The 22,759-nt window shown below is 67.9% G+C and carries 25 protein-coding genes; 13 read left to right on the forward strand and 12 right to left on the reverse strand.

From position 1 onward, the window contains the following. Window positions 1-11: 11 nt before the first annotated feature. The 4 genes from epsE to cobS form a co-directional block, all read right to left on the reverse strand. On the reverse strand, window positions 12-1,310 hold the full coding sequence (gene epsE, locus JCM7685_RS20520; protein WP_074965732.1) for an exopolysaccharide biosynthesis GT4 family glycosyltransferase EpsE: 1,299 nt from the start codon (window positions 1,308-1,310) through the stop codon (window positions 12-14). Window positions 1,311-1,390: 80 nt separating this feature from the next. Next, window positions 1,391-3,253, reverse strand: a complete 1,863-nt coding sequence (gene cobT, locus JCM7685_RS04620; protein ID WP_074965733.1) for a cobaltochelatase subunit CobT — start codon at window positions 3,251-3,253, stop codon at window positions 1,391-1,393. Continuing rightward, window positions 3,250-3,771 (reverse strand): hypothetical protein, encoded by a 522-nt coding sequence (locus tag JCM7685_RS19820; RefSeq protein WP_139218055.1) that lies wholly within the window; start codon window positions 3,769-3,771, stop codon window positions 3,250-3,252. The genes cobT and JCM7685_RS19820 overlap by 4 nt, the downstream gene beginning before the upstream one ends. After that, window positions 3,771-4,745, reverse strand: a complete 975-nt coding sequence (gene cobS / locus JCM7685_RS04625) for a cobaltochelatase subunit CobS (protein ID WP_074965734.1) — start codon at window positions 4,743-4,745, stop codon at window positions 3,771-3,773. Before cobS ends, JCM7685_RS19820 begins: the two co-directional genes overlap by 1 nt. A 150-nt stretch (window positions 4,746-4,895) precedes the next feature. Between cobS and JCM7685_RS04630 the strand changes: the two genes are divergently transcribed. Beyond that, the gene (locus JCM7685_RS04630) at window positions 4,896-5,864 is read left to right on the forward strand and encodes a DUF808 domain-containing protein (protein WP_074965735.1); all 969 of its coding nucleotides are present in this window, start codon (window positions 4,896-4,898) and stop codon (window positions 5,862-5,864) included. 62 nt (window positions 5,865-5,926) lie between these two features. Further along, the gene (locus JCM7685_RS04635) at window positions 5,927-7,306 is read left to right on the forward strand and encodes an FAD-binding oxidoreductase (protein ID WP_074965736.1); all 1,380 of its coding nucleotides are present in this window, start codon (window positions 5,927-5,929) and stop codon (window positions 7,304-7,306) included. Here JCM7685_RS04635 and JCM7685_RS04640 read toward each other — a convergent pair. Beyond that, entirely contained in the window at window positions 7,269-7,946 is a 678-nt protein-coding gene (locus JCM7685_RS04640; protein ID WP_331716679.1) for a calcium-binding protein, read from the reverse strand. The two genes, JCM7685_RS04635 and JCM7685_RS04640, sit on opposite strands and share 38 nt — an antisense overlap. Window positions 7,947-8,078: 132 nt before the next feature. Next, window positions 8,079-8,510: a PRC-barrel domain-containing protein gene (locus JCM7685_RS04645; protein ID WP_170848873.1), complete on the reverse strand. Its 432-nt coding sequence runs from the start codon at window positions 8,508-8,510 to the stop codon at window positions 8,079-8,081. A gap of 335 nt (window positions 8,511-8,845) precedes the next feature. Between JCM7685_RS04645 and JCM7685_RS04650 the strand changes: the two genes are divergently transcribed. The 6 genes from JCM7685_RS04650 (at window position 8,846) to JCM7685_RS04675 (ending at window position 15,485) form a co-directional block, all read left to right on the forward strand. After that, the gene (locus JCM7685_RS04650) at window positions 8,846-9,631 is read left to right on the forward strand and encodes a glycoside hydrolase family 25 protein (RefSeq protein WP_083412510.1); all 786 of its coding nucleotides are present in this window, start codon (window positions 8,846-8,848) and stop codon (window positions 9,629-9,631) included. Further along, complete coding sequence (locus JCM7685_RS04655; protein ID WP_074965738.1) at window positions 9,598-10,263, forward strand: CPBP family intramembrane glutamic endopeptidase; 666 nt, start codon at window positions 9,598-9,600, stop codon at window positions 10,261-10,263. The genes JCM7685_RS04650 and JCM7685_RS04655 overlap by 34 nt, the downstream gene beginning before the upstream one ends. Window positions 10,264-10,323: 60 nt before the next feature. Continuing rightward, the gene (gene aspS / locus JCM7685_RS04660) at window positions 10,324-12,099 is read left to right on the forward strand and encodes an aspartate--tRNA ligase (RefSeq protein ID WP_074965739.1); all 1,776 of its coding nucleotides are present in this window, start codon (window positions 10,324-10,326) and stop codon (window positions 12,097-12,099) included. Window positions 12,100-12,230: 131 nt separating this feature from the next. Further along, entirely contained in the window at window positions 12,231-13,598 is a 1,368-nt protein-coding gene (locus tag JCM7685_RS04665; RefSeq protein WP_074965740.1) for a DUF1800 domain-containing protein, read from the forward strand. Window positions 13,599-13,601: 3 nt separating this feature from the next. After that, complete coding sequence (locus JCM7685_RS04670; RefSeq protein ID WP_074965741.1) at window positions 13,602-14,783, forward strand: DUF1501 domain-containing protein; 1,182 nt, start codon at window positions 13,602-13,604, stop codon at window positions 14,781-14,783. Window positions 14,784-14,801: 18 nt separating this feature from the next. Continuing rightward, complete coding sequence (locus JCM7685_RS04675) at window positions 14,802-15,485, forward strand: GNAT family N-acetyltransferase (RefSeq protein WP_074965742.1); 684 nt, start codon at window positions 14,802-14,804, stop codon at window positions 15,483-15,485. 15 nt (window positions 15,486-15,500) lie between these two features. Here the strand turns inward: JCM7685_RS04675 and JCM7685_RS04680 are convergent, their stop codons facing one another. After that, window positions 15,501-16,232, reverse strand: coding sequence for a response regulator (locus JCM7685_RS04680; protein WP_170848874.1), 732 nt, complete (start codon window positions 16,230-16,232; stop codon window positions 15,501-15,503). Between the two features lie 136 nt (window positions 16,233-16,368). Here JCM7685_RS04680 and mce point away from each other — a divergent pair, with 136 nt between their 5' ends. Together mce and JCM7685_RS04690 are read left to right on the forward strand one after the other, a co-directional pair. Further along, a complete protein-coding gene (mce, locus tag JCM7685_RS04685; RefSeq protein WP_074965743.1) occupies window positions 16,369-16,773 on the forward strand; it encodes a methylmalonyl-CoA epimerase in 405 nt (134 codons plus the stop codon). Then, a complete protein-coding gene (locus JCM7685_RS04690) occupies window positions 16,773-17,033 on the forward strand; it encodes a DUF1467 family protein (protein WP_074965744.1) in 261 nt (86 codons plus the stop codon). Before mce ends, JCM7685_RS04690 begins: the two co-directional genes overlap by 1 nt. On the opposite strand, the gene JCM7685_RS04695 is transcribed toward JCM7685_RS04690, so the two are convergent. Together JCM7685_RS04695 and JCM7685_RS04700 are read right to left on the reverse strand one after the other, a co-directional pair. Further along, window positions 16,999-17,700: an EI24 domain-containing protein gene (locus JCM7685_RS04695; RefSeq protein WP_074965745.1), complete on the reverse strand. Its 702-nt coding sequence runs from the start codon at window positions 17,698-17,700 to the stop codon at window positions 16,999-17,001. The genes JCM7685_RS04690 and JCM7685_RS04695 overlap by 35 nt on opposite strands. Continuing rightward, entirely contained in the window at window positions 17,700-18,266 is a 567-nt protein-coding gene (locus JCM7685_RS04700; protein ID WP_074965746.1) for a nitroreductase family protein, read from the reverse strand. The genes JCM7685_RS04695 and JCM7685_RS04700 overlap by 1 nt, the downstream gene beginning before the upstream one ends. A gap of 101 nt (window positions 18,267-18,367) precedes the next feature. Between JCM7685_RS04700 and JCM7685_RS04705 the strand changes: the two genes are divergently transcribed. Beyond that, complete coding sequence (locus tag JCM7685_RS04705) at window positions 18,368-18,634, forward strand: DUF167 domain-containing protein (RefSeq protein WP_074965983.1); 267 nt, start codon at window positions 18,368-18,370, stop codon at window positions 18,632-18,634. Here the strand turns inward: JCM7685_RS04705 and JCM7685_RS04710 are convergent. Beyond that, window positions 18,613-18,864, reverse strand: a complete 252-nt coding sequence (locus tag JCM7685_RS04710) for a hypothetical protein (RefSeq protein WP_074965747.1) — start codon at window positions 18,862-18,864, stop codon at window positions 18,613-18,615. The genes JCM7685_RS04705 and JCM7685_RS04710 overlap by 22 nt on opposite strands. A gap of 130 nt (window positions 18,865-18,994) precedes the next feature. On the opposite strand from JCM7685_RS04710, the gene JCM7685_RS04715 reads away from it, so the two are divergent. Further along, on the forward strand, window positions 18,995-19,738 hold the full coding sequence (locus JCM7685_RS04715; RefSeq protein ID WP_074965984.1) for a M48 family metalloprotease: 744 nt from the start codon (window positions 18,995-18,997) through the stop codon (window positions 19,736-19,738). Window positions 19,739-19,991: 253 nt separating this feature from the next. Beyond that, window positions 19,992-20,333, forward strand: a complete 342-nt coding sequence (locus JCM7685_RS04720) for a hypothetical protein (RefSeq protein WP_074965748.1) — start codon at window positions 19,992-19,994, stop codon at window positions 20,331-20,333. Between the two features lie 6 nt (window positions 20,334-20,339). Here the strand turns inward: JCM7685_RS04720 and ilvN are convergent, their stop codons facing one another. Both ilvN and JCM7685_RS04730 read right to left on the reverse strand, forming a co-directional pair. Continuing rightward, entirely contained in the window at window positions 20,340-20,900 is a 561-nt protein-coding gene (gene ilvN, locus JCM7685_RS04725) for an acetolactate synthase small subunit (RefSeq protein WP_074965749.1), read from the reverse strand. A 22-nt stretch (window positions 20,901-20,922) separates the two neighbouring features. After that, on the reverse strand, window positions 20,923-22,677 hold the full coding sequence (locus JCM7685_RS04730; RefSeq protein ID WP_170848875.1) for an acetolactate synthase 3 large subunit: 1,755 nt from the start codon (window positions 22,675-22,677) through the stop codon (window positions 20,923-20,925). Window positions 22,678-22,759 lie beyond the last annotated feature (82 nt).

Genomic DNA, 22,759 nt, shown 5'->3' on the forward strand with positions numbered 1-22,759 from the left:
TTGCTGCCCGATCAGGCGCCGGCGGCGGCCGCGGAGGCCGGGGCGGCGGTGGGGCGCGCCGCCCCCATCGCCTCGGCCGCGCCGGGCACGGTGCGCGCAAGCCCGTCGGCCACCGCCTGAGCGCTGCGGCGGTGGTGGAAATCGGCTGCCACCCGGGCGCGCGAGGCCTGGGCCAGCCGCCGCGCCTCTTCGGGGTCGGCATGGAGCCGGGCGATCTCGGCCGCCATGGCCGCGGGGGCCTCGGCCGGGACCAGGATCGCGTCGCGCCCCGAGGTGATCAGCTCGTGGTTGCCGCCGACATCGGTCACGACCACCGGCATCTCCATCGCCATGGCTTCCATGATGGCGACCGCGATGCCTTCGTTCAGGCTGGCCAGCGCGAAGACATGGGCATTTTCCAGCCCCTCGCGCACCCGCGCCTCGCCGACCGCGCCCAGCAGGGTCACGGCGTCGCCCAGGCCCTTTTCGGCGATCAGCGCGTCGATCTGGCGGTGATAGCCGCTGCCGCCCTGTTCGTCCTCGCCGGCGATCTCCAGCCGGGCGTCGATGCCCTGCGCGCGCAGCAGCCGCACCGTCTCGATCAGGTGGTCGTGGCCCTTGACCGCGTTCAGCCGGCCGCAGCTGAAGATCCGCAGCGGCTCGCCGGGGGCGGGCGGCTGCCAGGGTGTGCTGCGCCGGATCTGGGCCAGATCAACGCCCATCGGCGCGATATTGACCACCGGCGGCAGGTCGTCGCCGATGTCGCGCTGCGCCACGCCCATCAGCAGGCGCGAGATGATGGTGGCGAAGCGCGCATGCCGCCATTTCTGGCGCTGGTTCGGGCCGTAGCCGTCCAGAGTCGGCCCGTGCAGGGTCAGGCTGTAGCCGGGGCCGCCCAGCCGCTCGGCGAACATGGCGATATTGGCGCTGTCGGCGCAGGAATGCACGTGCACATGCGTCCAGCCGCCTTCGCGCGCGATGCGCTTGAGCTGCGCGCCCATGGCCAGCAGCGCCAGCAGCCGCAGCCGCTGCTTGGGTCCGCCCGGGGCCTCGGCCCGCAGCAGCGCACCCAGCGCGCGCAGGGTCCCCGCCGGGGCGCGCAGCAGCTCGGCCAGGATGCCCGCCAGGGCCGGGCCCGAGACCGGCATCAGGTAGCGCGTCTGCCCCTGCGCCTCGGCCGCCCAGCTGTGCGAGGCGATGGCGCGGGGCGGGCGCCGGGTCGAGACCAGCTGCGCCTCGACGCCCAGCTCGGCCAGGGCCTGCCGCTCGCGCCACAGGAAGATATGGGTCTGCCCGGGAAATTCGGGAATGAAGAAACCAATGCGCAACACGTCAACCTCCGGCGTTGCCGCCTTGGTCGCACGAGGCGGGGCCGCAAATCAAGCGATCCCGCCGCGGGGCAGGGACCATCTCAGCCGGCCCGGCGCTGGTTCATCGCCCGGGCGCGCTTGCGGGGGTCGGATTCGAACAGCGCCGCCAGTTGCTCGGTCATGGCACCGGCCAGCTGTTCGGCGTCGGTGATCGTCACCGCACGCTGGTAATAGCGCGTGACGTCGTGGCCGATGCCGATGGCCAGCAGTTCGACCTGCTTCTTGCGCTCGATCATGGCGATCACGTCGCGCAGGTGCTTTTCCAGGAAATTCGCCGGGTTGACCGACAGCGTGCTGTCATCGACGGGCGCCCCGTCCGAGATCACCATCAGGATGCGGCGCTGCTCGGGCCGGCGGGTCAGCCGCCGATGCGCCCATTCCAGCGCCTCGCCGTCGATGTTTTCCTTGAGCAGACCTTCCTTCATCATCAGGCCCAGGTTCGGCCGCACCCGGCGCCAGGGCGCGTCGGCCCCCTTGTAGATGATGTGGCGCAGGTCGTTCAGCCGGCCCGGTTGCGCCGGGCGGCCCTCGGCCAGCCATTTCTCGCGGCTCTGGCCGCCCTTCCAGGCGCGGGTGGTGAAGCCCAGGATCTCGACCTTGACCTGGCTGCGTTCCAGCGTGCGCGCCAGCACGTCGGCGCAGATCGCGGCGATCGAGATCGGCCGGCCGCGCATCGAGCCGGAATTGTCCAGAAGCAGCGTCACCACGGTGTCGCGGAACTCGGTATCCTTCTCGACCTTGAAGGACAGCGGCGTCGTCGGGTTCGCGACCACGCGGGCCAGGCGGCCGGCGTCCAGCACGCCCTCTTCCTTGTCGAATTCCCAGCTGCGGTTCTGCTGCGCCTGCAACCGCCGTTGCAGCTTGTTGGCCAGGCGCGAGACAGCGCCGCGCAGCGGTTCCAGCTGCTTGTCCAGATAGGCGCGCAGGCGTTCCAGCTCGGCCGGGTCGGCGAGGTCCTCGGCGCGGATCTCCTCGTCGAATTCCTGGGTATAGACCTTGTAGTCGGGGCTGGCCTCGCTGACCTGCGGCGGCAGCTCCTGCGGGCTGTCGGCCTCGGTGGTCTCGGCCTGGTCGGCCAGCTCCTCGTCGGACTGGTCGTCCATGCTGACCTGGGCCTGGCGCTGCTCCTCGGTCTGCTCCTGGCTGCGTTCGGGCGAGGCCTCGGCATCCTCGTCGGGGCTCTGGTCGCGGGACTGGTTGTCGCCGGCTTCCTCGTCCTGTTCGGCGTTCTCCTCGGATTCGTCCTCGGCGGGCTGGTCGGGGTCCTCGCCCAGCTGGTCGCCGTAGCCGAGGTCCGAGATCACCTTGCGCGCCAGCCGGGCAAAGGCCGCCTGGTCGTCCAGCACCGCCTTGACCTCGTCCAGATCGGCGCCGGCCTGTTCCTCGACGAAGGGCCGCCACAGGTCGGCGACATGCTGCGCCGGGCCGGGCAGGGCGCGGCCCGAGGCCATCTGGCGCACGATATAGCCCGCCGCGACGGCCAGGGGCGCGTCGGCGGGGGACTTGATCTGGCCGTAACCCTTGCGCTCGGCCTCTTGCCCCAGCTTGGCGTCGATGTTCGACAGCGCCCCGGGCATGTCGCGCGCCCCCAGAGCCTCGCAGCGCGCGGTCTCCATCGCCTCGTAGAGGTCGCGCGCCATCGGCCCGGCGGGGACGTATTTCGCATGGGTGGCGGCGTCGTGGTGGCGCAGCTTCATCGCCAGCGCATCGGCGGTGCCGCGCGCCATCAGCACCTCGTCGCGGGTCATGCGGCGGCTGACCTGGGGCAGGCGCATGGTGTCGCCCGAGACGCCCGAGGGATCGGCGCTGAAGGTCACGTTCAGCTCGTGATCCTCGGCCATGGCGCGGGTGGCCTCGGTCAGGGCCTTCTTGAACGGATCGGCGGGGTTGTCGGATTTTTTCATGGTTTATTGAGGCTCCTCAGAGCTCGGACAACTGCACGTCTATCTGCCCAATGTGTGTGACCAAACGTGTCGGAGAAGCCGAATAGTTTTAGTTCCGAATAGTTATTCGGAGATGGGCGTAAGAACATCTGATACACCTCGCCAACCTCAAGCTTTCTTGGCAGGCCCTCTCCGCCGATGCAGTAGCCGTCCAGGTCGTACGGCCAATTTGTGTAGCTCTTTAGGACAGCTTCCATCGGCTTTTTCCAGAGCTTCTTCCGCTTAAAGCGACCAACAGCCGAGCTGAGAATGACTGGCCCAGGACCATGATTGATGGCAGTCATTCCTAGAGCTTGCAAGGCAGGACTCTCACGGTCATGAACCGGAAACGATATCATGTTCGCAAAGCCTACTGTCACTTTTGGCTTGGGGAAAATGAATTTGGACCAGATGTTCCATAGGAACGAAGCCAAAGAAATGGCTGCTGAACAAAGACTAATTATCAGAGCATAATCAGCCGTGGTCCAGCCTGTCCCCATCACCCCGCCTTGACCGCCGCACTCTCCGGCAGTTCCTCGTCGAACAGGCGCTGATAGAACTCGGCCACGGTCTGGCGCTCCAACTCGTCGCATTTGTTCAGGAAGGTCAGCCGGAACGCATAGCCCACATTGTCGCCGAAGATGCGGGCGTTCTGCGCCCAGGCGATCACAGTGCGCGGCGACATGACCGTGGACAGGTCGCCCTGCATGAAGGCGGTGCGGGTCAGGTCGGCCAGCGTCACCATCTGGTTGATGATCTTGCGGCCCTTTTCGGTGTTGTAGGTCGGGTTCTTGGCCAGCACGATGGCGGCCTCGGCGTCATGGCTGAGGTAGTTCAGGGTCGAGACCAGCGACCAGCGGTCCATCTGGCCCTGGTTGATCTGCTGCGTGCCGTGATAGAGGCCGGTGGTGTCGCCCAGACCCACGGTGTTCGCGGTGGCGAACAGGCGGAAATAGGGGTTCGGGGTGATGACCTCGTTCTGGTCCAGAAGGGTCAGCTTGCCGTCGGCCTCCAGCACGCGCTGGATCACGAACATCACGTCCGCACGGCCGGCGTCGTATTCGTCGAAGACGATGGCGGTCGGGTTGCGCAGCGCCCAGGGCAGGATGCCTTCGTGGAAGACCGTGACCTGCTTGCCGTCCACCAGCTTGATCGCGTCCTTGCCGATCAGGTCGATGCGGCTGACGTGGCTGTCCAGGTTCACCCGCACGCAGGGCCAGTTCAGCCGCGCGGCGATCTGCTCGATATGGGTGGATTTCCCGGTGCCGTGATAGCCCTGGATCATCACCCGGCGGTTGTAGGCAAAGCCCGCCAAGATCGCCAGCGTGGTGTCCGGGTCGAATTTGTAGGTGGAATCGATGTCGGGCACGCGGTCGCTGCGCTCGGCAAAGCCCTTGACCTTCATGTCGCTGTCAAGGCCGAAGGTCTCGCGCAGGTCGATTTCCTCGGTCGGTTTTGCGTTCTGATCCAGCATCGGCGCGGCCCTTTCGTTTGTTCCACGCTTGATGAATGATTCGGCAGGCGGGCGCAAGCCGCGTGGCCGGGAACCAATGCCGCGCCGGCGAATTGCGCTGTCGCGCGGCGCCGCCTAGAGTGCTGCATCTGGGCAAAAGGACGGTGTTGCATGAGCGGACTTCTGGCGCTGCTGGACGACGTGGCGGGAATCGCCAAGATCGCGGCGGCTTCGGTCGACGACGTGGCCGGGCAGGCGGCCAAGGCCGGCGCCAAGGCCGCGGGCGCGGTGATCGACGACGCGGCGGTGACGCCGAAATACGTGCACGGCTTTTCGGCCGCGCGCGAGGTGCCGATCGTGCTGAAGATCGCCCGCGGCTCGCTGTTCAACAAGCTGGTGATCCTGCTGCCGATCGCGCTGCTGCTTTCCGCCTTTGCGCCGTGGCTGATCACGCCGCTGTTGATGCTGGGCGGCAGCTACCTTTGCTTCGAGGGCGCCGAGAAGATCTTTCACGCCCTGGCCCACGACCATGGCAACGACCCGCATCTGCAGGTGACCGCCGGGGGCGCGGCCGGCCTTGAGGAAGAACGCGTCAAGGGCGCGATCAAGACCGATTTCATCCTCTCGGCCGAGATCATGACCATCGCCCTGGCCGCGATCCCTACCGGCGACGCGATCTGGATGAAGGCGCTGATCCTCGCCGTGGTGGCGGTGGGCATCACTGTCGCGGTCTATGGCTTCGTGGCGCTGATCGTGAAGGCCGACGACTTTGGGCTGCACCTGGCGCGGCGGGGCGGCGCCACGGCGGCGCTGGGGCGGGGCATCGTGCATGTGATGCCGGGCTTCATGAAGGTGCTGACCGTGGTCGGCACCGCCGCGATGATCTGGGTCGGCGGGCAGATCGTCGTCCACGGGTTGCACGTCCTGGGCCAGCATCAGCCCTATGAGTGGATCCACCATATGGCCGAATCCGCAGCCCAGGCCGTGCCCGCCGCACCCGGCGCCGCCGCCTGGGCGACCACGGCCTTTTTCGACGGCATCTTCGGGGTGATCCTGGGCATGATCCTGATCCCGGTCGTGCATTACGTCGTCTCGCCCGCGATAGGGGCGGTCAAGGGGCTGTTCGGCGCCCGGGCCTGAACCCGACTTGCGGGCGGCGGGCGGGGGGTCCTAGAACTGCCATACCAAGCCAGGAGGAGCCGATGCCGATTCCCGCCGCTGCCGCCGAGGCGCTTGCCGCGCTGCTCGGTCGCCGCTTCTCGACCAGCGGCGCCGACCGCGAGTTGCATGGCCAGTCCGAATCCTGGCACCGCGCGCCGCCGCCCGATGCCGTGGCCTGGCCCGAGACCACCGAAGAGGTCGCGCAGATCGCTGCGATCTGCCAGCGCCATCGCGTGCCGCTGATCGGCTGGGGCACCGGCACCTCGCTCGAGGCGCAGGCTCTGGCCACGCAGGGCGGGCTGGTCCTTGACATGCTGCGCATGGACCGGGTGCTGGAGATCCGTGCCGGCGACCTGCAGACGACCGTCCAGCCCGGCTGCACGCGCGAGGCGCTGAACCAGGAGCTGCGCGCCACCGGCCTGTTCTTCCCGGTCGATCCCGGCGCCAATGCCAGTCTGGGGGGCATGGCCTCGACCCGCGCCTCGGGCACCACGGCCGTCCGCTACGGCACCATGCGCGACAACGTGCTGGCGCTTGAGGTCGTGCTGGCCGACGGCCGCGTGATCCGCACCGGCACCCGTGCCGCGAAATCCTCGGCCGGCTACGACCTGACCGGGCTTTTCGTCGGCGCCGAGGGCACGCTCGGCATCATCACCGAACTGACCCTGCGCCTGCACGGCCAGCCCGAAGAGGTCGCCGCCGCGGTCTGCGGCTTTCCGACGCTGGAGCAGGCGGTGGAATGCGTGACCGCGACCATCCAGTCCGGCATCCCCATGGCGCGGATCGAGTTCATCGACGCCGACGTGGTGCGCGCCTTCAACCGCTTCTCGGGCACCCAGATGCACGAGGGCCCGCACCTGATGGTCGAGTTCCACGGCGCCCCCGCCTCGGTTCAGAGCGACGCCGAGGCCTTCGGCGCGCTCGCCGCGGACTTCGGCGGCACCGGCTTCGACTGGGCCACCACGCCCGAGGCCCGCGCCGCGCTGTGGAAGATGCGCCACAACGCCTATCGCTCCTGCCTGGCGCTGCGGCCGGGCGCGACCGCGGTGGTGACCGATGTCTGCGTGCCCATGTCGCACCTGCCGGCGGCGGTGGCCGACGCCGCGGCTGACATCCGCGCCGAGGGCCTGTTGGGTCCCATGGTCGGCCATGTCGGCGACGGCAATTTCCATGCCCAGATCCTGGTCATGCCCGGCGACGAGGCCGAGCTGGCCGCCGCCAAGCGCGTCGCCACCCGCATGGCCGAGCGCGCCATCGCCGTCGGCGGCACCATCACCGGCGAGCATGGCGTGGGCATCGGCAAGCTTCCCCTGATGCGCGCCCAGCATGGCGAGGCGGTCGCGGTGATGGCTGCGATCAAGCAGGCGCTGGATCCGCAGGGGATCATGAACCCCGGCAAGCTGGTGCCGGGGGTGAACTGAGCCGGCCCTGCCCGGCATGGGAGCATGCCCGCGCGTCAGGCAGTGCGGCCTGCCCGTCGCGCCGGGCGGCGCCCGCATTGCCTGACGCGCGGCCTTGGCCATCCGCCCTGCGGCGCTGAACCGCGCTGAGACATCCGCTCAGGCAAAGACGAAAATCGCCTGCGCCCAGCGTGGCCGCGCTGACGCCCGCCAGCAGGATTTCGCCCCCGCTCGCCAGACTGATCCGGCAATCGGCACCGATATCGGTCAACACCAGATCGCCGAACCCCGCGCCGCCGGAATTGGTGAATCGGATCTTGTCATTGCCGTCGCTGTAATCCTGAATCCGGTCGGAGCCTTGGTTCAGGCTGTAACTGAACTGGAAAACGTCGCTGCCGGTATATCCAGTCAGCGTATCATTACCGGCATCGCCCGACAGCGTATCGTCTCCGGCCATGCCGAAGAGATAATCATTCCCGCCCATGCCATTGATCGAGTCGTTGCCGCTGCCGCCGGTAATCGTGTCGCTATGCCAGGAAAAATCGAAGCGTTTGATCGTGCCATTTCCAGAGCCACCCCAAGTTTGACCAAGAGAACCGCCCGCGGTCGACCCGGCTTCGCTGGATCCCGTGCCCCTCTCTGCCCGATACCAGGCGGACAGGCCGGCGGTGCGGCGATCCGGCCGCGGGCCGGATGGAAAGCCTTCGGTCGAAAGACGTGCCCCCGGGGTGGCCGGAAAAAGGGCCCGGCATCGCGCCGGACCCCTGTTGGCTGTCCGCCTTGCTTGCGGTCGTTACTGCGCGCCCTTGTATTCGGGCAGCGCCTTCAGCTCGTCCTTGGTCAGCGGTGTATAGGCGCGGAACTCCTTCTTGTTGGCGTTCTTGTAGACCTGCAGCTGGTCGGGCTTCAGCTCGACCTTGTGCGCGCCCAGGCCAAGGAAGCCGCCCACGTCGACCAGAACGCCAGCGACCTTGTCGTCGGGGCCGATCACGATGTCCTCGACCTTGGCGATCTTGTCGCCGGCGAGGTCGTAGAGATGGATGCCCTTCATCTCGTCGCCCGTGACCGCGCTGCTCTCGACATAGACGAACCCCTCGGGCAGGCCGACGACCGCGACCGGGGCGGCGGGCGATTCCGTCGTCTGGGCCAGGGCCGGGGTCAGCATCGCGGGCGCCGTTGCGAGCATGGCGGCGCTGAGCAGGGCGAATTTCACGTGTTTGCGCATCTTGTTGCCTCCTTGGCTGAATGCTGCCGGAAGAACCCGCCGGCCCGATCCGCGGTTGCCGGCGATGCTCATCACCTTCCTGCGCGCGCCGCGTGATGGCGGCGTGCGCGGCGCCCGGAGCCGTCGGCGCGGCGCGCCCGGGACCTGTCCGTTCGCGCGCCGCGCAGGCAAAAGGCACCGCGGATGCGAGGCATTTCCGCGCCTTTCCATCGACTTGGAGGCCTGAAGGGCCGCTTGCACAAACTCGTGACTGTCACGCCATCGTGACAGTGCGCGCGACCTTTGCGATAAGAGGGCAAAGCGCCGAGGACAGGCGCATGGGGCAGAGGGCAAAGATGAAACTCCTGGGCAGGATATTGACGGTTTTGTTGCTGGTCGCGGTGGCGGCCTGCGGGCGGGGGCCGTCGCAGAGCCGCGCGGTCATGGCGGGGCAGGGCGTCGGTCCCAAGTTCGGGGACTCCGCCCCCCACGCCTGGGTCGGCGGGCATCCCTACGACCACCCGGTGCACGGCATCGACATTTCCCGCTACCAGGGCAATATCGACTGGAACGCGGTGCGCGGATCGGGCGTCAGCTTCGCCTTCATCAAGGCGACCGAGGGCGGCGACCATGCCGACCCCAACTTCCGCCGCTACTGGGCCGAGGCGGCGCAGGCCCGCGTTCCCCGCGGCGCCTATCACTATTTCTACTTCTGCCGCTCGGGCACGCAGCAGGCGGCCTGGTTCATCCAGAACGTGCCGCGCGAACGCGGCGCCATGCCGCCGGTCATCGATCTGGAATGGACGCCCTCCAAGACCTGCCCGCGCCGCCCGCCGGCCGACGAGGTCCTGCGCGAGGCCAGGATCTTCAAGGACATCCTGCAGCAATATTACGGCCAGCGCCCGATCATCTATACGACGGTGGACTTCTACCGCGACAACAACCTCGCCAGCTGGCGCGAGGAGTTCTGGCTGCGCTCGGTCGCCGGCCATCCGCGCATCGTCTATCCCGGCCAGCCCTATACCTTCTGGCAATATACCGGGACCGGCGTGGTGCCCGGCATCGGCGGCAACGTGGACCTGAACGTCTTTTCCGGCTCGCCCGCGCAATGGCGCATGTGGCTGAACCGGAGGCTGCAATAGGCCGCGGCCTGCTTTGGGCCGAATTCGCGGCGCTCTATGTCGGGGCGCCGCTGGCCATTGCCGTCTTCATGCCGCCGCGCCTGCTGTTCCCGGCGCTTTTCGTGTTCTCGCTGGCCGGGCTGGCGCTGCTGTGGCGCACCGGCGGGTTCGAGTGGCACGGGCTGATCCGCGGCTGGCGCGCGGTGCCGCCCTGGCAGATCCTGGCCTTCGGCCTGGTCGTGGCGCTGATCGGCTGGAGCATCGTCCAGCTTGCCCGCCCCGAATATTTCCGCCCGCTGACGCCCGAGCGGTTGCGTTTCCTGGCCGTGATCTGGCTGCTCTACCCGCTGCTTTCGGCCCTGCCGCAAGAGCTGATCTTCCGGGCGCTGTTCTTCCACCGCTTTTCCAGCCTGTTCCCGGACCGGGCGACGGCGGTGTTGGCGAATGCGGCGGTCTTTTCCTTCGCGCATCTGATGTATTGGTCGCTGGTGGTGGCGGTGCTGACCTTCGTCGGCGGCTGGATCTTCGCCCGCGCCTACCTGCTGCGCGGCTTCCCCTCGGCCTGGCTGCTGCACGCCATCGCCGGCAACGTGCTGTTCACGGTGGGGATGGGGGCCTATTTCTGGTCCGGCGGCGTGGTGCGGCCGTTCTGATCGCTTGACTTCCCCCGGATCACGCGGTTCATGCGTGGCCGATACGCAAGGGGAAAAGTGATGAGCGCCTATCGCAGCCACACCTGCGGCCAGCTGACGGCCGTCAATGCCGGTGAAACCATCCGCCTGTCGGGCTGGGTGCACCGGGTCCGAGATCACGGCGGCGTCCTGTTCATCGACCTGCGCGACCATTACGGCATCACCCAGGTCATCGCCGACAGCGACAGCCCGGCCTTTTCCGCCCTGGAAAAGCTGCGCGCCGAAACCGTGATCCGCATCGACGGCAAGGTGAAGCTGCGCGACGCCAGCCTGGTGAACCCCAAGCTGCCCACCGGCGAGATCGAGGTCTATGCCACCGCGATGGAGATCCTCGGCCCCTCGGACGACCTGCCGCTGCCGGTCTTCGGCGACCAGGACTATCCCGAAGAGACGCGGCTGGCCTATCGCTTCCTCGACCTGCGCCGCGAGTCGCTGCATCAGAACATCATGCTGCGTTCGCGCGTCGTCAAATGGCTGCGGGACGCGATGTGGAACCAGGGCTTCACCGAGTTCCAGACCCCGATCATCACCGCGTCCAGCCCCGAGGGCGCGCGCGACTTCCTGGTGCCCTCGCGGCTGCATCCGGGCAAGTTCTACGCCCTGCCGCAGGCGCCGCAGCAGTTCAAGCAGCTGATCATGGTCGCGGGCTTCGACAAGTATTTCCAGATCGCGCCCTGCTTCCGCGACGAAGACCCGCGCGCCGACCGTTCGCCCACCGATTTCTACCAGCTCGACCTGGAAATGTCCTTCGTCGAACAGGAGGACGTCTTTGCCGCCATCCAGCCGGTGATCCAGGGCCTGTTCGAGGAATTCGGCAATGGCCGCCCGGTCGATGCCGTCTGGCCGCGCATCCCCTATGCCGAGTCGATGCTGAAATACGGCAGCGACAAGCCCGACCTGCGCAACCCGATCGAGATGCAGGTGGTCAGCGACCATTTCCGCGGCTCGGGCTTCGCGATCTTTGCCAAGCTGCTGGAGCAGGAGGGCACCGAGGTCCGCGCCATTCCCGCGCCCACCGGCGGCTCGCGCAAGTTCGCCGACCGCATGAACGCCTTTGCCCAGAGCCAGGGCCTGCCCGGAATGGGCTATATCTTCTGGCGCAAGGCCGAGGACGGCTCGACCGAACCCGCCGGTCCCATCGCCAAGGCGCTCGGCCCGGAAAAGACCGAGGCGATCCGCCTGCAGCTGGGCCTGGGCGAGGGCGACGCAGCCTTCTTCCTCGGCGGCAAGCCCGAGGCCTTCGAGGCCGTCGCCGGCCGTGCCCGCAACGAGATCGGCCGCGAATTGGGCCTGACCGACGAGAACCAGTTCAAATTCGCCTGGATCGTCGATTTCCCGATGTATGAGAAGGGCGAGGACGGCCGCATCGACTTCAGCCACAACCCGTTTTCCATGCCGCAGGGCGGGCTAGAGGCGCTATCGGGCGATCCGCTGGCGGTCAAGGGCTATCAATACGACCTGGCCTGCAACGGCTACGAGCTTATCTCGGGCGCGATCCGCAACCACCGCCCCGAGATCATGTTCAGGGCCTTCGAACTGGCCGGCTATGGCCATGACGAGGTGGAAAAGCGCTTCGGCGGCATGGTCAAGGCCTTTCGCTACGGTGCGCCGCCGCACGGCGGCTGCGCGGCCGGCATCGACCGCATCGTCATGCTGCTGGCCGACGAGCAGAACATCCGCGAGGTCATCATGTTCCCGATGAACCAGCGCGCCGAGGACCTGATGATGGGCGCGCCCAGCGAACCCACGAACGAGCAGCTGCGCGAATTGCGGCTGCGCGTCCTGCCGCGGGAATAGGCGCGACGGGACGGCGGCGATGCGCGGGCCTTTGCCGCAACGCCGCAATTTGAAGAAAGCGTGAACTGACCTTTCGCGCCGGGCATGTCATAACCGCTGCGGGGGACGATCCCCCGCCAAGGAAGACATGCATGAGTTTTGGCTTTCCTGAACTGGCGGCGATCCGGCTGGGCTTCGGCCTGTCGCCGCTGATGCCGCCGCCCGCCGATGCCGCGGCGGTGCTGGCCGGTCCCGTCCATGCCGGCCCGGGGCCCGAGGCCTGGACCACGGCCGAGGCCAGCCGCCTGGCCCTCGCCTCTCGCGAAGGGGTCAAGGCCCGCCGCGAAGGCCGCCCCGAGTCGTCCGAATCCGTCGAGGCCGATCGCCGGCTGGGCGCGCTGCCGGCCGAGGACCTGCGCCGCCGCGTGATCCGCGCCGTGGACGATCCCGCAGGCTTCGGCGAGCGGCTGGTGCAATTCTGGTGCGACCATTTCACCGCCCGCGCCGTCAACAAGGTCAATACCGGCCTGGCGCTGGCCTATCAGGACGAGGCGATCCGCCCGCATGTGAACGGCCGCTTCGAGGACATGCTCTTCGCGGCCGAGACGCATCCGATGATGCTGGTCTATCTCGACCAGATTTCCAGCCGCGGTCCGAACTCGCCCTTCGTCAAGCGCCGGCCCGAGCGCACCCTGGGCCTGAACGAGAACCTGGCGCGCGAGGCGATGGAGCTGCATACGCTGGGCGTCGGCGCCAGCTACAGCCAGAAGGACGTGCGCCAGCTGGCAGAGCTGCTGACCGGGCTCAGCTTCTCGCATGCCGAGGGGTTTTCCTTCAAGCAGGTCATCGCCGAGCCGGGCGCCGAGACGGTGCTAGGCAAGAGCTACGGCGGCAACCGCCGCGGCGGGCTCGAGGACATCCGCGCCGCCTTTCGCGACCTCGCGCGCCGGCCCGAGACGGCGCTTTACGTCTCGGGCAAGCTGGCGGTGCATTTCGTCTCGGACGACCCGCCGCAGGACCTGGTGCAGGCCATGGCCGATGTCTGGCGCGACACCGACGGCGATCTGCCGCAGGTCTATCGCGTGCTGGTGACGCATCCGGCGCTGGCCTCGACCCTGCGCGCCAAGGTGCGCCAGCCGTTCGACCTGACGGTGACGGGGCTGCGCGCGCTGGGGGTGACCGGACAGCAGATCGCGGCGCTGGACGACCAGACCTTTCGCCGCGCGGTCTGGAACCATCTGCCGCTGATGGGCCAGCCCTGGAACCAGCCGAAAGGCCCGGACGGCTGGCCCGAGGATGCCGAGGCCTGGATCGCGCCCCAGACCATGGCCGCGCGCATCAACTGGGCGCTGCGCATGCCGCGCCTGATGCTGCCGGAACTGCCCGACCCGCGCGAGATGCTGGTCTCGGCCTTCGGCGGCACGCAATCCGAACAACTCGCCTGGGCGGTGCCCAAGGCCGAAAGCGCGGCCGAGGGCGTGGTGCTGATCCTCGCCTCGGGCGACTTCAACCGGAGGTAGGCGATGCTGCACCTGGACCGCAGGCTGTTTCTGAAAAGCGCGGCGCTGCTCGGCTGCTCGGCCGCGGCGCATCCCCTGATGAACAGCATGACCTTTGCCGCGTTGCCCTCGGACAACCGGCTGGTGGTGATCATCCTGCGCGGCGCCATGGACGGGCTGGACGCGATCCAGCCTTATGGCGATCCGATGCTGCGCAAGCTGCGCCGCGACCTGTCGCTGGGGCCGGAGGCGGGGGCGCTGGACCTCGACGGCTTTTATGCGCTGCATCCGCGGCTGGGGCCGCTGCTGCCCCTTTGGCAAAAGGGCGAGCTGGCCTTTGCCCATGCCGTCTCGACCCCCTATCGCGACAAGCGCAGCCATTTCGACGGCCAGGACGTGCTGGAGGCCGGGACCGGCAACGACCTGCCGGTGGACCGGCGCCTGGGCGGCTGGCTGAACCGGCTGTTGCAGGCGGTGCCGGGCGCCACCTCGGAAACCGCTTATGCGGTCGGGATCGAGCAGATGAAGATCCTGGAAGGCAAGGCCGCGCATATGAGCTGGGCGCCGCGCGCCGCGCTGAGCCTGTCGCCGCAGGCGCAGCTGCTGCTGGAGCATGTCTATCACGACGACCCGCTGTTCCGCGATGCCGCCCGCGACGCGGTGCACATCGGCGCCGAGAGCCCGGCCATGGAAAAGACCACCGGCCCGACCGGCGACGCGCAGTCGCTGGGCGCCTTTGCCGCCAACCGGCTGAACGCGGAAAGCCGCATCGCCGCCTTTTCGATCCCGGGCTGGGACAGCCACGCCAATCAGGGGCCGGTGATCGGCCGCGGGCTGGACCGGCTGGCCGCCGCGATCCTGGCGTTGCGCGACGGGCTGGGCGCGAACTGGCAGCGGACGACGGTGCTGGCGATGACCGAATTCGGCCGCACCGTGCGCGAGAACGGCTCGGGCGGCACCGACCACGGCACCGGCGGCGCGCTGATCATGGCCGGCGGCGCGATCAAGGGCGGCCGCGCCTACGGCGACTGGCCGGGCCTGGGCGAGGGCCAGCTTTACGCCGACCGCGACCTGATGCCCCTGCGCGACATCCGCGCCTATGCCGCCTGGGCGATGCGCGGGCTGTTCGGGATCGAGCCCGGGGTCTTGGAACGCGCGGTGTTTCCGGGGCTTGACCTGGGCGGCGATCCGAAGATGCTCGCCTGAGGTTTCAGGGAGAGCAGCATGTCAGAACGTCCGACCGGCCCGGTCGTCACCGGATTCGCTCCGCCCCCCGCCCCCGACCTGCCGCGGATCGAGGGCCGTTTCGTCGATCTTGAGCGGCTGGACCCGGCGCGCCATGCCGAGGATCTGTTCGCGGCGAACCAGGGGCAGGACTGGGTCTGGGACTATCTGGGCTATGGCCCCTTCGCCGCTTTGGCCGATTATCGCGACTGGCAGGCGCGCATGGCGGCCAGCACCGATCCGGTGTTCTATGCGCTGCGCGACCGCGCCGGCGGCAGGGTCGGGGGCGTGGCGTCCTTCATGCGCATCGACCGCGCCAATGGCGTGATCGAGATCGGTCATATCGAGATCGCGCCGCCGATGCAGCAGACCCCTGCCGCGACCGAAGCCATCTCGCTGATGATCGGCTGGGCCTTCGCGGCGGGCTATCGCCGCGTCGAATGGAAATGCGATGCGCTGAACGCGCCGTCGCGCCGGGCGGCGCAGCGCTACGGCTTTGCCTACGAAGGCATCTTCCGCCAGCACATGCTCACCAAGGGACGCAACCGCGACACCGCCTGGTATGCGATCATCGACCGCGACTGGCCGCGACTGGCCGAGGCGCATCGGGCCTGGCTTTCGCCCCAGAACTTCGACGACCAGGGCCGCCAGCGGCAAAGCCTGTCGGCGCTGACCGGGTCTTGAGACGGGCCGGCCCCCTCAGGACACGCGCACCGCGGCCAGCCGGTCCTGCACCAGCCCGCTGATCCGGGCCAGGTCCGTGGCCAGCGCCCGGCCGTGGGCATGGTCGCGCGCGAGCGCCGTCGCCGCGTCCTCAAGCATGCGGTCATGCGCCGAACGCGCCACCCCGGCCAGGAAGCGGGCGATATATTCGATGGCCTCGGTATCGTCGGCCTGGGACAGCGCATCCGCGACCTGGGTCAGGTCGTCGCGCAGCGCGGCCGGATCCGCCGCGATCACATCGTCGGGCAAGAGCCGCAGGCCCTGCGGGCGGGCCTCGGCCGGCAGCGCGGACAGGATCGCCTGCTGGAACACCGCCAGGCTTTCGATGGGCTTGACCAGAAAGCCGTCGGCGCCGGCCCGCATGGCCGCCGCGCGGTTGTCGGGGTCGCCCGAGATGCCCAGGACCACCGGCACCCGGGGCATGGCGCGGGCAATGGTCGCGATCATCTGGGCGCCGTCGCCGTCGGGCAGGCCCATGTCGATGATGACCGCACCCGGACGGTAGGTCTGGAGATGCCGCAGGGCCGCGCGGATGCTGTCGGCCCGACGGATGCGTGCGCCCGAGCGCAGGCACAGCAGGCGCACCGCCTCGGAGGCGATCCGCGAATCCTCGACCACCAGCACCGTCAGGCCGGTCAGCGGGCGGTTGGGCAGGGTGACCCGCCAGGTGGGGAATTCTTCCTCACCGATTCTATCCTGTTCCGTCATCGCTAAAATCCTTACCGGGAATCGTCTTGCCGGTTCAGGATTGCGCGATTGTCCTAAGAAGGGGTTAACGCCCGCGTGTTTTCCTTTCCCCTGTCGCCGGTCCGGCCTAGAAGGGCGGGAAACGACGGAGGACCAGATGATCGGACGCCTGAACCATGTCGCCATCGCCGTGCCGGACCTGCAGGCGGCGGCGGCGCAATATGAAAACAGCCTGGGCGCCAGAGTCGGCGCGCCCCAGGACGAGCCCGACCACGGCGTCACCGTTATTTTCATCGAATTGCCGAACACCAAGATCGAGCTGCTGTACCCCCTGGGCGAGAACAGCCCGATCCAGGGTTTCCTGGACAAGAACCCCTCGGGCGGCATCCATCACATGTGCTTCGAGGTCGAGGACATCCTCGCCGCCCGCGACAAGCTGAAATCCGAGGGCGCCCGCGTGCTGGGCAATGGCGAACCCAAGATCGGCGCCCATGGCAAGCCGGTGCTGTTCCTGCATCCCAAGGACTTCAATGGCTGCCTGATCGAGTTGGAGCAGGTCTGATGAGCCTGACCGGAGCCATCGTCCTTTATTCCGTGCTGTGGTTCCTGGTGCTGTTCGTGCTGCTGCCCTTCGGCCAGCAAAGCCAGGCCGATGTCGGGCAGGTGACCCCCGGTACCCCGGCCGGCGCCCCGCATGAACCGAAGCTGAAGAAGAAGATGCTGTGGGCGACCGTGATCGCGGCGCTGATCTGGGCCGCGATCGCCTATGTGATCATCGCCGGCGTCATCACCCGCGCCGATCTCGAGGCCTGGACGCGCTGATCTGATAGAGGTGGGTGAAACCCGCCGCCGCAAGCACCGGCACCACCACGTTCAGCACCGGCACCGTCAGCAGCAGCGCGATCAGCACCCCTAGCGCCGTGGCCTGCACCGCCAGATTGCGGCGCAGTTCGGTCGCCTGCGGTTCGTGCAGGTGGCGGCGCGCGGCCATCTGGAAGAACTCGCGCCCCAGCAGCCAGCCGTTGCCGCCATAGAACAGCACCGAGGCCAGCGGCCCCAGGAAGGGCGTCAGCAGCAGCGTGACCAGCGTAACCAGGATCACCGCCCCCATCACCGCCAGCGATTCCCACAGCCCGTCCCAGAAATCGACCGGCAGGCCCTTGGCTTGGGGATAGTGGATCTCTTCCACCGCATCCGCGACCCGGTCGGTGAACAGCCCCGAGAAGCCCGCCGCGACCGGCGCCATCAGGAAGATGCTCATCAGCGGAAACAGCAAGAGCGAGCTCCAGGACAGGGCAGGGGCCAGCGGCACGGCGCCGATCCAGGGCAGGGTCAGGCTCTCGGGCGCGAAATGGCCGGCCGCCCAGAAAACCAGCGCCTGCAGCGCGACGAAGAGCAGCAGCGTCAGCCCGACGCCAAGCGCCACCACCCCGAAGATGCGCGGGCGCAGAAGGTCGCCCCAGGCGAGGAACAGCGCCTTCAGCACCATTACAGGAACTGGGTCTTGGCCGCGACGTCGGGGCGGGGGCGTTCAGGAGGCGCGGCGCCGCGCTGGCCGATATGGATCAGGCCGACGACGCGCTCGCCCTCGGCAAGGCCCAGATGCGCGCGGGCGAATTCCGGCTCGGCCGCGGGTCCGGTCAGCCAGGCCGCGCCATAGCCCGCCGCCAACGCGGCGTTCAGCAGTTCCAGGCAGACCGCGCCGGCCGAGAGGAACTGTTCCCATTCCGGCACCTTGGGGCTGGCGACCGGGGCCGAAACCACGGCCACGATCAGCGGGGAATCGAAGGCCGAGCGCGCCTTTTCCGCCGCCGCCTCGTCCCCGCCCGCGGCGCGCACCTGTGCGGCCAGCAGCGGCGCCAGCCGGTCCAGCGTCGCGCGCTCCAGCACCAGGAAGCGCCAGGGCTCCAGCTTGCCGTGGTCGGGAACGCGGGCGCCGAGTTCCAGCAGGTTCATCAGTTCCTGACGCTCGGGCGGCGGGCCGGACAGCAGCTTCGGCGGATGCGAACGGCGATGGCGCAGGAAGGCCAGGGTGGCGGGGTCGGTGTGCTGCATCGGTCGTCTCCGGTTCGCGCTGTTGCCCATCAGATAGACACGGGCGACGGGGGATGCCAGCCGGGATTGCCTTTTTCGCCGCGCGGCGCTTCAACGGGCGCATGACCGACCTCAGCCACCTTGCCCTTCCCGGGGCCGAGATCGCCGTGCGGGTGACGCCGCGCGCCTCGCGCAATGCGGTGGTGCTGGACGGCGAGATCATCCGCGTCCTCGTCACCGTGGTGCCCGAGGACGGCAAGGCCAATGCCGCCGTGGTCAAGCTGCTGGCCAAGGCGCTGGGGGTGACGAAATCGCGGCTGGCGCTGGTGCGCGGGGCCACCTCGCGCGACAAGCTGTTCCGCCTGGATCAGCCGCGTTCCAGCCGATAGTTGCCTTCGGGCAGGTTCAGCGCGGCGCGCAATTCCTCAAGCTGCTCGATGGTCAGCACGATCTGCGCCAGCTCGCCGGTGTCGGGGTCGAACTGCTCGACCACCACGCGGTCGTCGAAGCTCTGGATCACCACGTCCTCGTTCAGCGGGCGCGAGCCGGCGGCGCCTTCGGGCAGTTCGTCGATCAGGGTGATGACGGTGGCGTCGAAATCGTGCTCGATGGTGAACATGCGGCCCTTCCCGGTTCAGCTTTTCTCAACAATCGCGTGATAAGGCTGGCAGGGCAAGAGCGGGGCTTGGCGGCGCGGCGGCGGCGCGGCTAAAGTGGCGCGAATGAAAAAAGCGGGTATGAGGCGGCAGATGGGCAGAACCTGGCAAGCGGCGGCGGCGATCCTGCTGGTCCTGGCGGGCTGCGTCGCGGCCCCGGTCCCGCAACCCGGGGGCACGCGGCCGCTGCCGGATCTGGCCACCGCGCCCGACACGCCGGCGGGCGCGCAAGCCTCGGCCCGGGCCTTCATCTCGGTGATCAACCGGATGGAGCCGGCGGTGGAACGCGAATGCGTCGCGCGCCGCAAGCAGCCGATCAACTGCGATTTCCAGTTCGTCGTCGACGACCGGCCGGGGTTGGAGCCGAACGCCTTCCAGACCGTGGATGCGACCGGGCGGCCGGTGATCGGCTTCACGCTGGCGCTGATCGGCGAGGCGCGCAACGCCGACGAACTGGCCTTCGTCGTCGGGCATGAGGCCAGCCACCACATCCTTGGCCATATCAACCGCAAGACCAGCGCCGCCTCGGTCGGCGCCGTGATCCTGGGCGGGCTGGCCAGCGCCTATGGCGGCAATTCCGAGGCCATCAAGTCGGCGCAGGACTTCGGCGCCCAGTTCGGCGCCCGCTACTATTCCAAGGATTGGGAGCTCGAGGCCGACTACCTGGGCGCGGTCATCGCCCTGAACGCCGGATTCAACCCGCAGCACGGTGCGCAGTTCTTTGCCCGAATCCCCGATCCGGGTGACAAGATTCTGGGCACCCATCCCTCGAACGCCGCCCGCATGGCGCAGGTGGCCCGCGCGGTGTCGGACTATCGCGCCGGACGGACCCGATAAATTCTGCGATTGTGGTATTCCTGCATCACTGGAACGTGATTGTCCAAAACAGTGGGTTAACCAATCTTGCCGGTTCTTTTCGGGCTTTTGGCAGACATATTTGCCCAATGACTGGTCGTTTTGCCCAGGCGCGCGGAAACGACCTCGGGGTGCCGGAAAAAATTTGCTTTTATAGGCGAGAAACTGCCGATAGTTTCCGTCCTGGGTTGTGCAACGTCCCGGTCGGCGGACGGATTGGTGTTTAGGAGCTTTCATGATCGGGGTCATTCTGTGGAGCAGTTCTGCCAAGGAAAAGGCGGTGATCTGGTGCGAGGACCATGGCGCCCTGGCCTATCTGCAAGGGCGGGAAAATCTAGCTTTTCCAGGAGATTGGCCCGAGGCTGGCGATCTGGTCGAGCTTGAGATCGAAAGCATGAAGGAACTGCGCCATGCGCGCTGCGTCAGCCTTGTCTCCGGCAACCGGCGCTCGGAATTGCCCGGCCTGCTGCGCGGCATGGGCGAAAAGCCCGCGCCGGCCCGTCCGGTGCTGCGGGTGATCTCGAATCACGATTGCGAGACGCAAGAGCGGCCGCTGAAGCTCGCGGCCGCCCGCTGAACCGAATCAGGCGCCGCGCGCCAGCGCGGCGACCCCGGTGCGGGCCTGGTCGGACAGGCCCAGGGGCCGCATCAGATCGGCGAAGGCGTCCAGTTTCTCGGATGTGCCGGTGATCTCGAAGACGAAGCTTTCCAGGGTCGAATCCACCACGCTGGCGCGAAAGATTTCCGCGATGCGCAGCGCTTCGACCCGCTTGTCGCCCTTGCCCGAGACCTTGAACAGCCCCAGCTCGCGCTCGACGCTGCGGCCCTCGACGGTCAGGTCGTGGACCTCGTGCACCGGCACGATGCGGCCCAGCTGCGCCTTGATCTGTTCGATCACGGCGGGCGTGCCCCGGGTCACGATGGTGATGCGCGAGCGGTGGCCCAAGTGATCGACCTCGGCCACGGTCAGGCTGTCGATGTTGTAGCCGCGTCCGGAAAACAGCCCGATCACGCGTGCCAGAACGCCGGGCTCGTTCTCCACCAGCACGGCCAGGGTGTGGGATTCGATGATCTCGGCATTCGGGTCGCGCAGGTCATAGGCCGAATGGCTGGACGCGCCCTTCTGGATGTTCAGTGCCGCCATGTTCTTCTCGCTTTCCTAAAACTCAGACCAGGGCGCCGCCGGCGCCGGTGATGGCGCCTTCGGTCGCGGCCTCGCCCAGCAGCATCTCGTTATGCGGCTTGCCCGAGGGGATCATCGGGAAGCAGTTCTCGTGCTTCTCGACCAGCACGTCCAGGATGAAGGGGCCGTCGTAGTCGATCATCTCCTGGATCGCCGCGTCCAGCTCGACCGGGTCCGAAACCGTGCGCCCGCGGCAGCCGAAGGCCTCGGCCAGCTTCACGAAATCGGGCAGGCTTTCCGACCAGCTCTGGCTGTAGCGTTCGCCATGCAGCAGCTGCTGCCACTGCCGGACCATGCCCAGGCGTTCGTTGTTCAGGATGAACTGCTTGACCGGGGCGCGGAACTGCACCGCGGTGCCCATTTCCTGCATGTTCATCAGCCAGGACGCCTCGCCGGCGACGTTGATCACCAGCGATTCGGGATGCGCGACCTGCGCCCCGATCGAGGCCGGCAGGCCGTAGCCCATCGTGCCCAGCCCGCCCGAGGTCATCCAGTGATTCGGGTCGTCGAAATGCAGGAATTGCGCCGCCCACATCTGGTGCTGCCCGACCTCGGTGGTGATATAGGGCTTCTGGGCCGCGGTCAGCGCCTGCAGCCGCTGCAGGGCGTATTGCGGTTTGATGACCTTGTCCGAGTTGCGATAGCCAAGGCAGTCGCGGGCCTTCCACTGCTCGATCTGCGCCCACCAGGCCTGCAGGCCGGCCGCGTTGGTCTTGCGGCCGCGGGCCTTCCAGATCTTCAGCATGTCCTCCAGCACATGGCCGACATCGCCGACGATGGGCAGGTCGACATGGATCACCTTGTTGATCGAGCTGGGGTCGATGTCGATCTGCGCCTTGACCGAGCCGGGGCTGAAATCCGCCACCCGGCCGGTGATGCGGTCGTCGAAGCGGGCGCCGACCGCGATCATCAGGTCGCAGTCGTGCATGGCCATGTTGGCCTCGTAGAGCCCGTGCATGCCCAGCATGCCGATCCATTTCCCGCCCGAGGCCGGATAGGCGCCCAGGCCCATCAGCGTCGAGGTCACCGGGAAGCCCGTGGCCTCGGCCAGTTCGCGCAGCAGCTGGCTGGCGCCGGTGCCCGAGTTGATGACGCCGCCGCCGGTATAGAGGATCGGCCGCTCGGCCGTTTCCATCAGCTCGACCAGCCGGGTGATCGTGGCCAGGTCGCCCTTCTTCGCTGGCTGGTAGCTGGGGGTCTCGATCTGCTTCGGGCCGACATATTCGCCGGTGGCGAATTGCACGTCCTTGGGGATGTCGATCAGCACCGGCCCCGGACGGCCCGAGGTCGCGATATGGAACGCCTTGTGAATGGTCGCCGCCAGCTGGTCGGTCTCCTTCACCAGCCAGTTGTGCTTGGTGCAGGGGCGGGTGATGCCGATGGTGTCGGCCTCCTGGAAGCCGTCGGTGCCGATCAGGAATGTCGGGACCTGGCCGGTCAGCACCACCACCGGGATCGAATCCATCAGGGCGTCGGTCAGGCCGGTGACCGCATTGGTCGCCCCGGGTCCCGAGGTGACCAGCACCACCCCCGGCTTGCCGGTCGAGCGGGCATAGCCCTCGGCCATATGCACCGCGCCCTGCTCGTGGCGGACCAGGATGTGCTTGATGTCGTTCTGCTGGAAGATCTCGTCATAGATGGGTAGCACCGCCCCGCCCGGATAGCCGAATACGGTGTCGACGCCCTGATCGCGCAGAGCTTCGATAACCATCCTTGCACCGGTCATTTGTCGGGACATGCCCATTCTCCATCTGTAAGCCATGCGCAGACGGGGCCGGGCCGACCCGGCCATGCTGCGCCGCAGGAAACTATGGGCGCGG

The sequence above is a fragment of the Paracoccus aminovorans genome (genome assembly GCF_900005615.1).
Taxonomy (GTDB): Bacteria; Pseudomonadota; Alphaproteobacteria; order Rhodobacterales; family Rhodobacteraceae; genus Paracoccus; species Paracoccus aminovorans.

Bases quoted from the DNA above. Each gene is read 5' to 3' on its own strand.
- JCM7685_RS04715 (WP_074965984.1), top strand. From the start codon at position 18,995: ATGGGCAGAACCTGGCAAGCGGCGGCGGCGATCCTGCTGGTCCTGGCG.
- JCM7685_RS04690 (WP_074965744.1), top strand. From the start codon at position 16,773: ATGAGCCTGACCGGAGCCATCGTCCTTTATTCCGTGCTGTGGTTCCTG.
- JCM7685_RS04710 (WP_074965747.1), bottom strand. From the start codon at position 18,864: ATGTTCACCATCGAGCACGATTTCGACGCCACCGTCATCACCCTGATC.
- aspS (WP_074965739.1), top strand. From the start codon at position 10,324: ATGAGCGCCTATCGCAGCCACACCTGCGGCCAGCTGACGGCCGTCAAT.
- JCM7685_RS04680 (WP_170848874.1), bottom strand. From the start codon at position 16,232: ATGACGGAACAGGATAGAATCGGTGAGGAAGAATTCCCCACCTGGCGG.
- JCM7685_RS04675 (WP_074965742.1), top strand. From the start codon at position 14,802: ATGTCAGAACGTCCGACCGGCCCGGTCGTCACCGGATTCGCTCCGCCC.
- JCM7685_RS04730 (WP_170848875.1), bottom strand. From the start codon at position 22,677: ATGTCCCGACAAATGACCGGTGCAAGGATGGTTATCGAAGCTCTGCGC.
- cobS (WP_074965734.1), bottom strand. From the start codon at position 4,745: ATGCTGGATCAGAACGCAAAACCGACCGAGGAAATCGACCTGCGCGAG.
- JCM7685_RS04665 (WP_074965740.1), top strand. From the start codon at position 12,231: ATGAGTTTTGGCTTTCCTGAACTGGCGGCGATCCGGCTGGGCTTCGGC.
- JCM7685_RS04645 (WP_170848873.1), bottom strand. From the start codon at position 8,510: ATGCGCAAACACGTGAAATTCGCCCTGCTCAGCGCCGCCATGCTCGCA.
- JCM7685_RS04720 (WP_074965748.1), top strand. From the start codon at position 19,992: ATGATCGGGGTCATTCTGTGGAGCAGTTCTGCCAAGGAAAAGGCGGTG.
- JCM7685_RS04700 (WP_074965746.1), bottom strand. From the start codon at position 18,266: ATGCAGCACACCGACCCCGCCACCCTGGCCTTCCTGCGCCATCGCCGT.
- cobT (WP_074965733.1), bottom strand. From the start codon at position 3,253: ATGAAAAAATCCGACAACCCCGCCGATCCGTTCAAGAAGGCCCTGACC.
- JCM7685_RS04655 (WP_074965738.1), top strand. From the start codon at position 9,598: ATGGCGCATGTGGCTGAACCGGAGGCTGCAATAGGCCGCGGCCTGCTT.
- JCM7685_RS04695 (WP_074965745.1), bottom strand. From the start codon at position 17,700: ATGGTGCTGAAGGCGCTGTTCCTCGCCTGGGGCGACCTTCTGCGCCCG.
- JCM7685_RS04705 (WP_074965983.1), top strand. From the start codon at position 18,368: ATGACCGACCTCAGCCACCTTGCCCTTCCCGGGGCCGAGATCGCCGTG.
- JCM7685_RS04630 (WP_074965735.1), top strand. From the start codon at position 4,896: ATGAGCGGACTTCTGGCGCTGCTGGACGACGTGGCGGGAATCGCCAAG.
- JCM7685_RS19820 (WP_139218055.1), bottom strand. From the start codon at position 3,771: ATGGGGACAGGCTGGACCACGGCTGATTATGCTCTGATAATTAGTCTT.
- ilvN (WP_074965749.1), bottom strand. From the start codon at position 20,900: ATGGCGGCACTGAACATCCAGAAGGGCGCGTCCAGCCATTCGGCCTAT.
- JCM7685_RS04650 (WP_083412510.1), top strand. From the start codon at position 8,846: ATGAAACTCCTGGGCAGGATATTGACGGTTTTGTTGCTGGTCGCGGTG.
- JCM7685_RS04670 (WP_074965741.1), top strand. From the start codon at position 13,602: ATGCTGCACCTGGACCGCAGGCTGTTTCTGAAAAGCGCGGCGCTGCTC.
- JCM7685_RS04635 (WP_074965736.1), top strand. From the start codon at position 5,927: ATGCCGATTCCCGCCGCTGCCGCCGAGGCGCTTGCCGCGCTGCTCGGT.
- mce (WP_074965743.1), top strand. From the start codon at position 16,369: ATGATCGGACGCCTGAACCATGTCGCCATCGCCGTGCCGGACCTGCAG.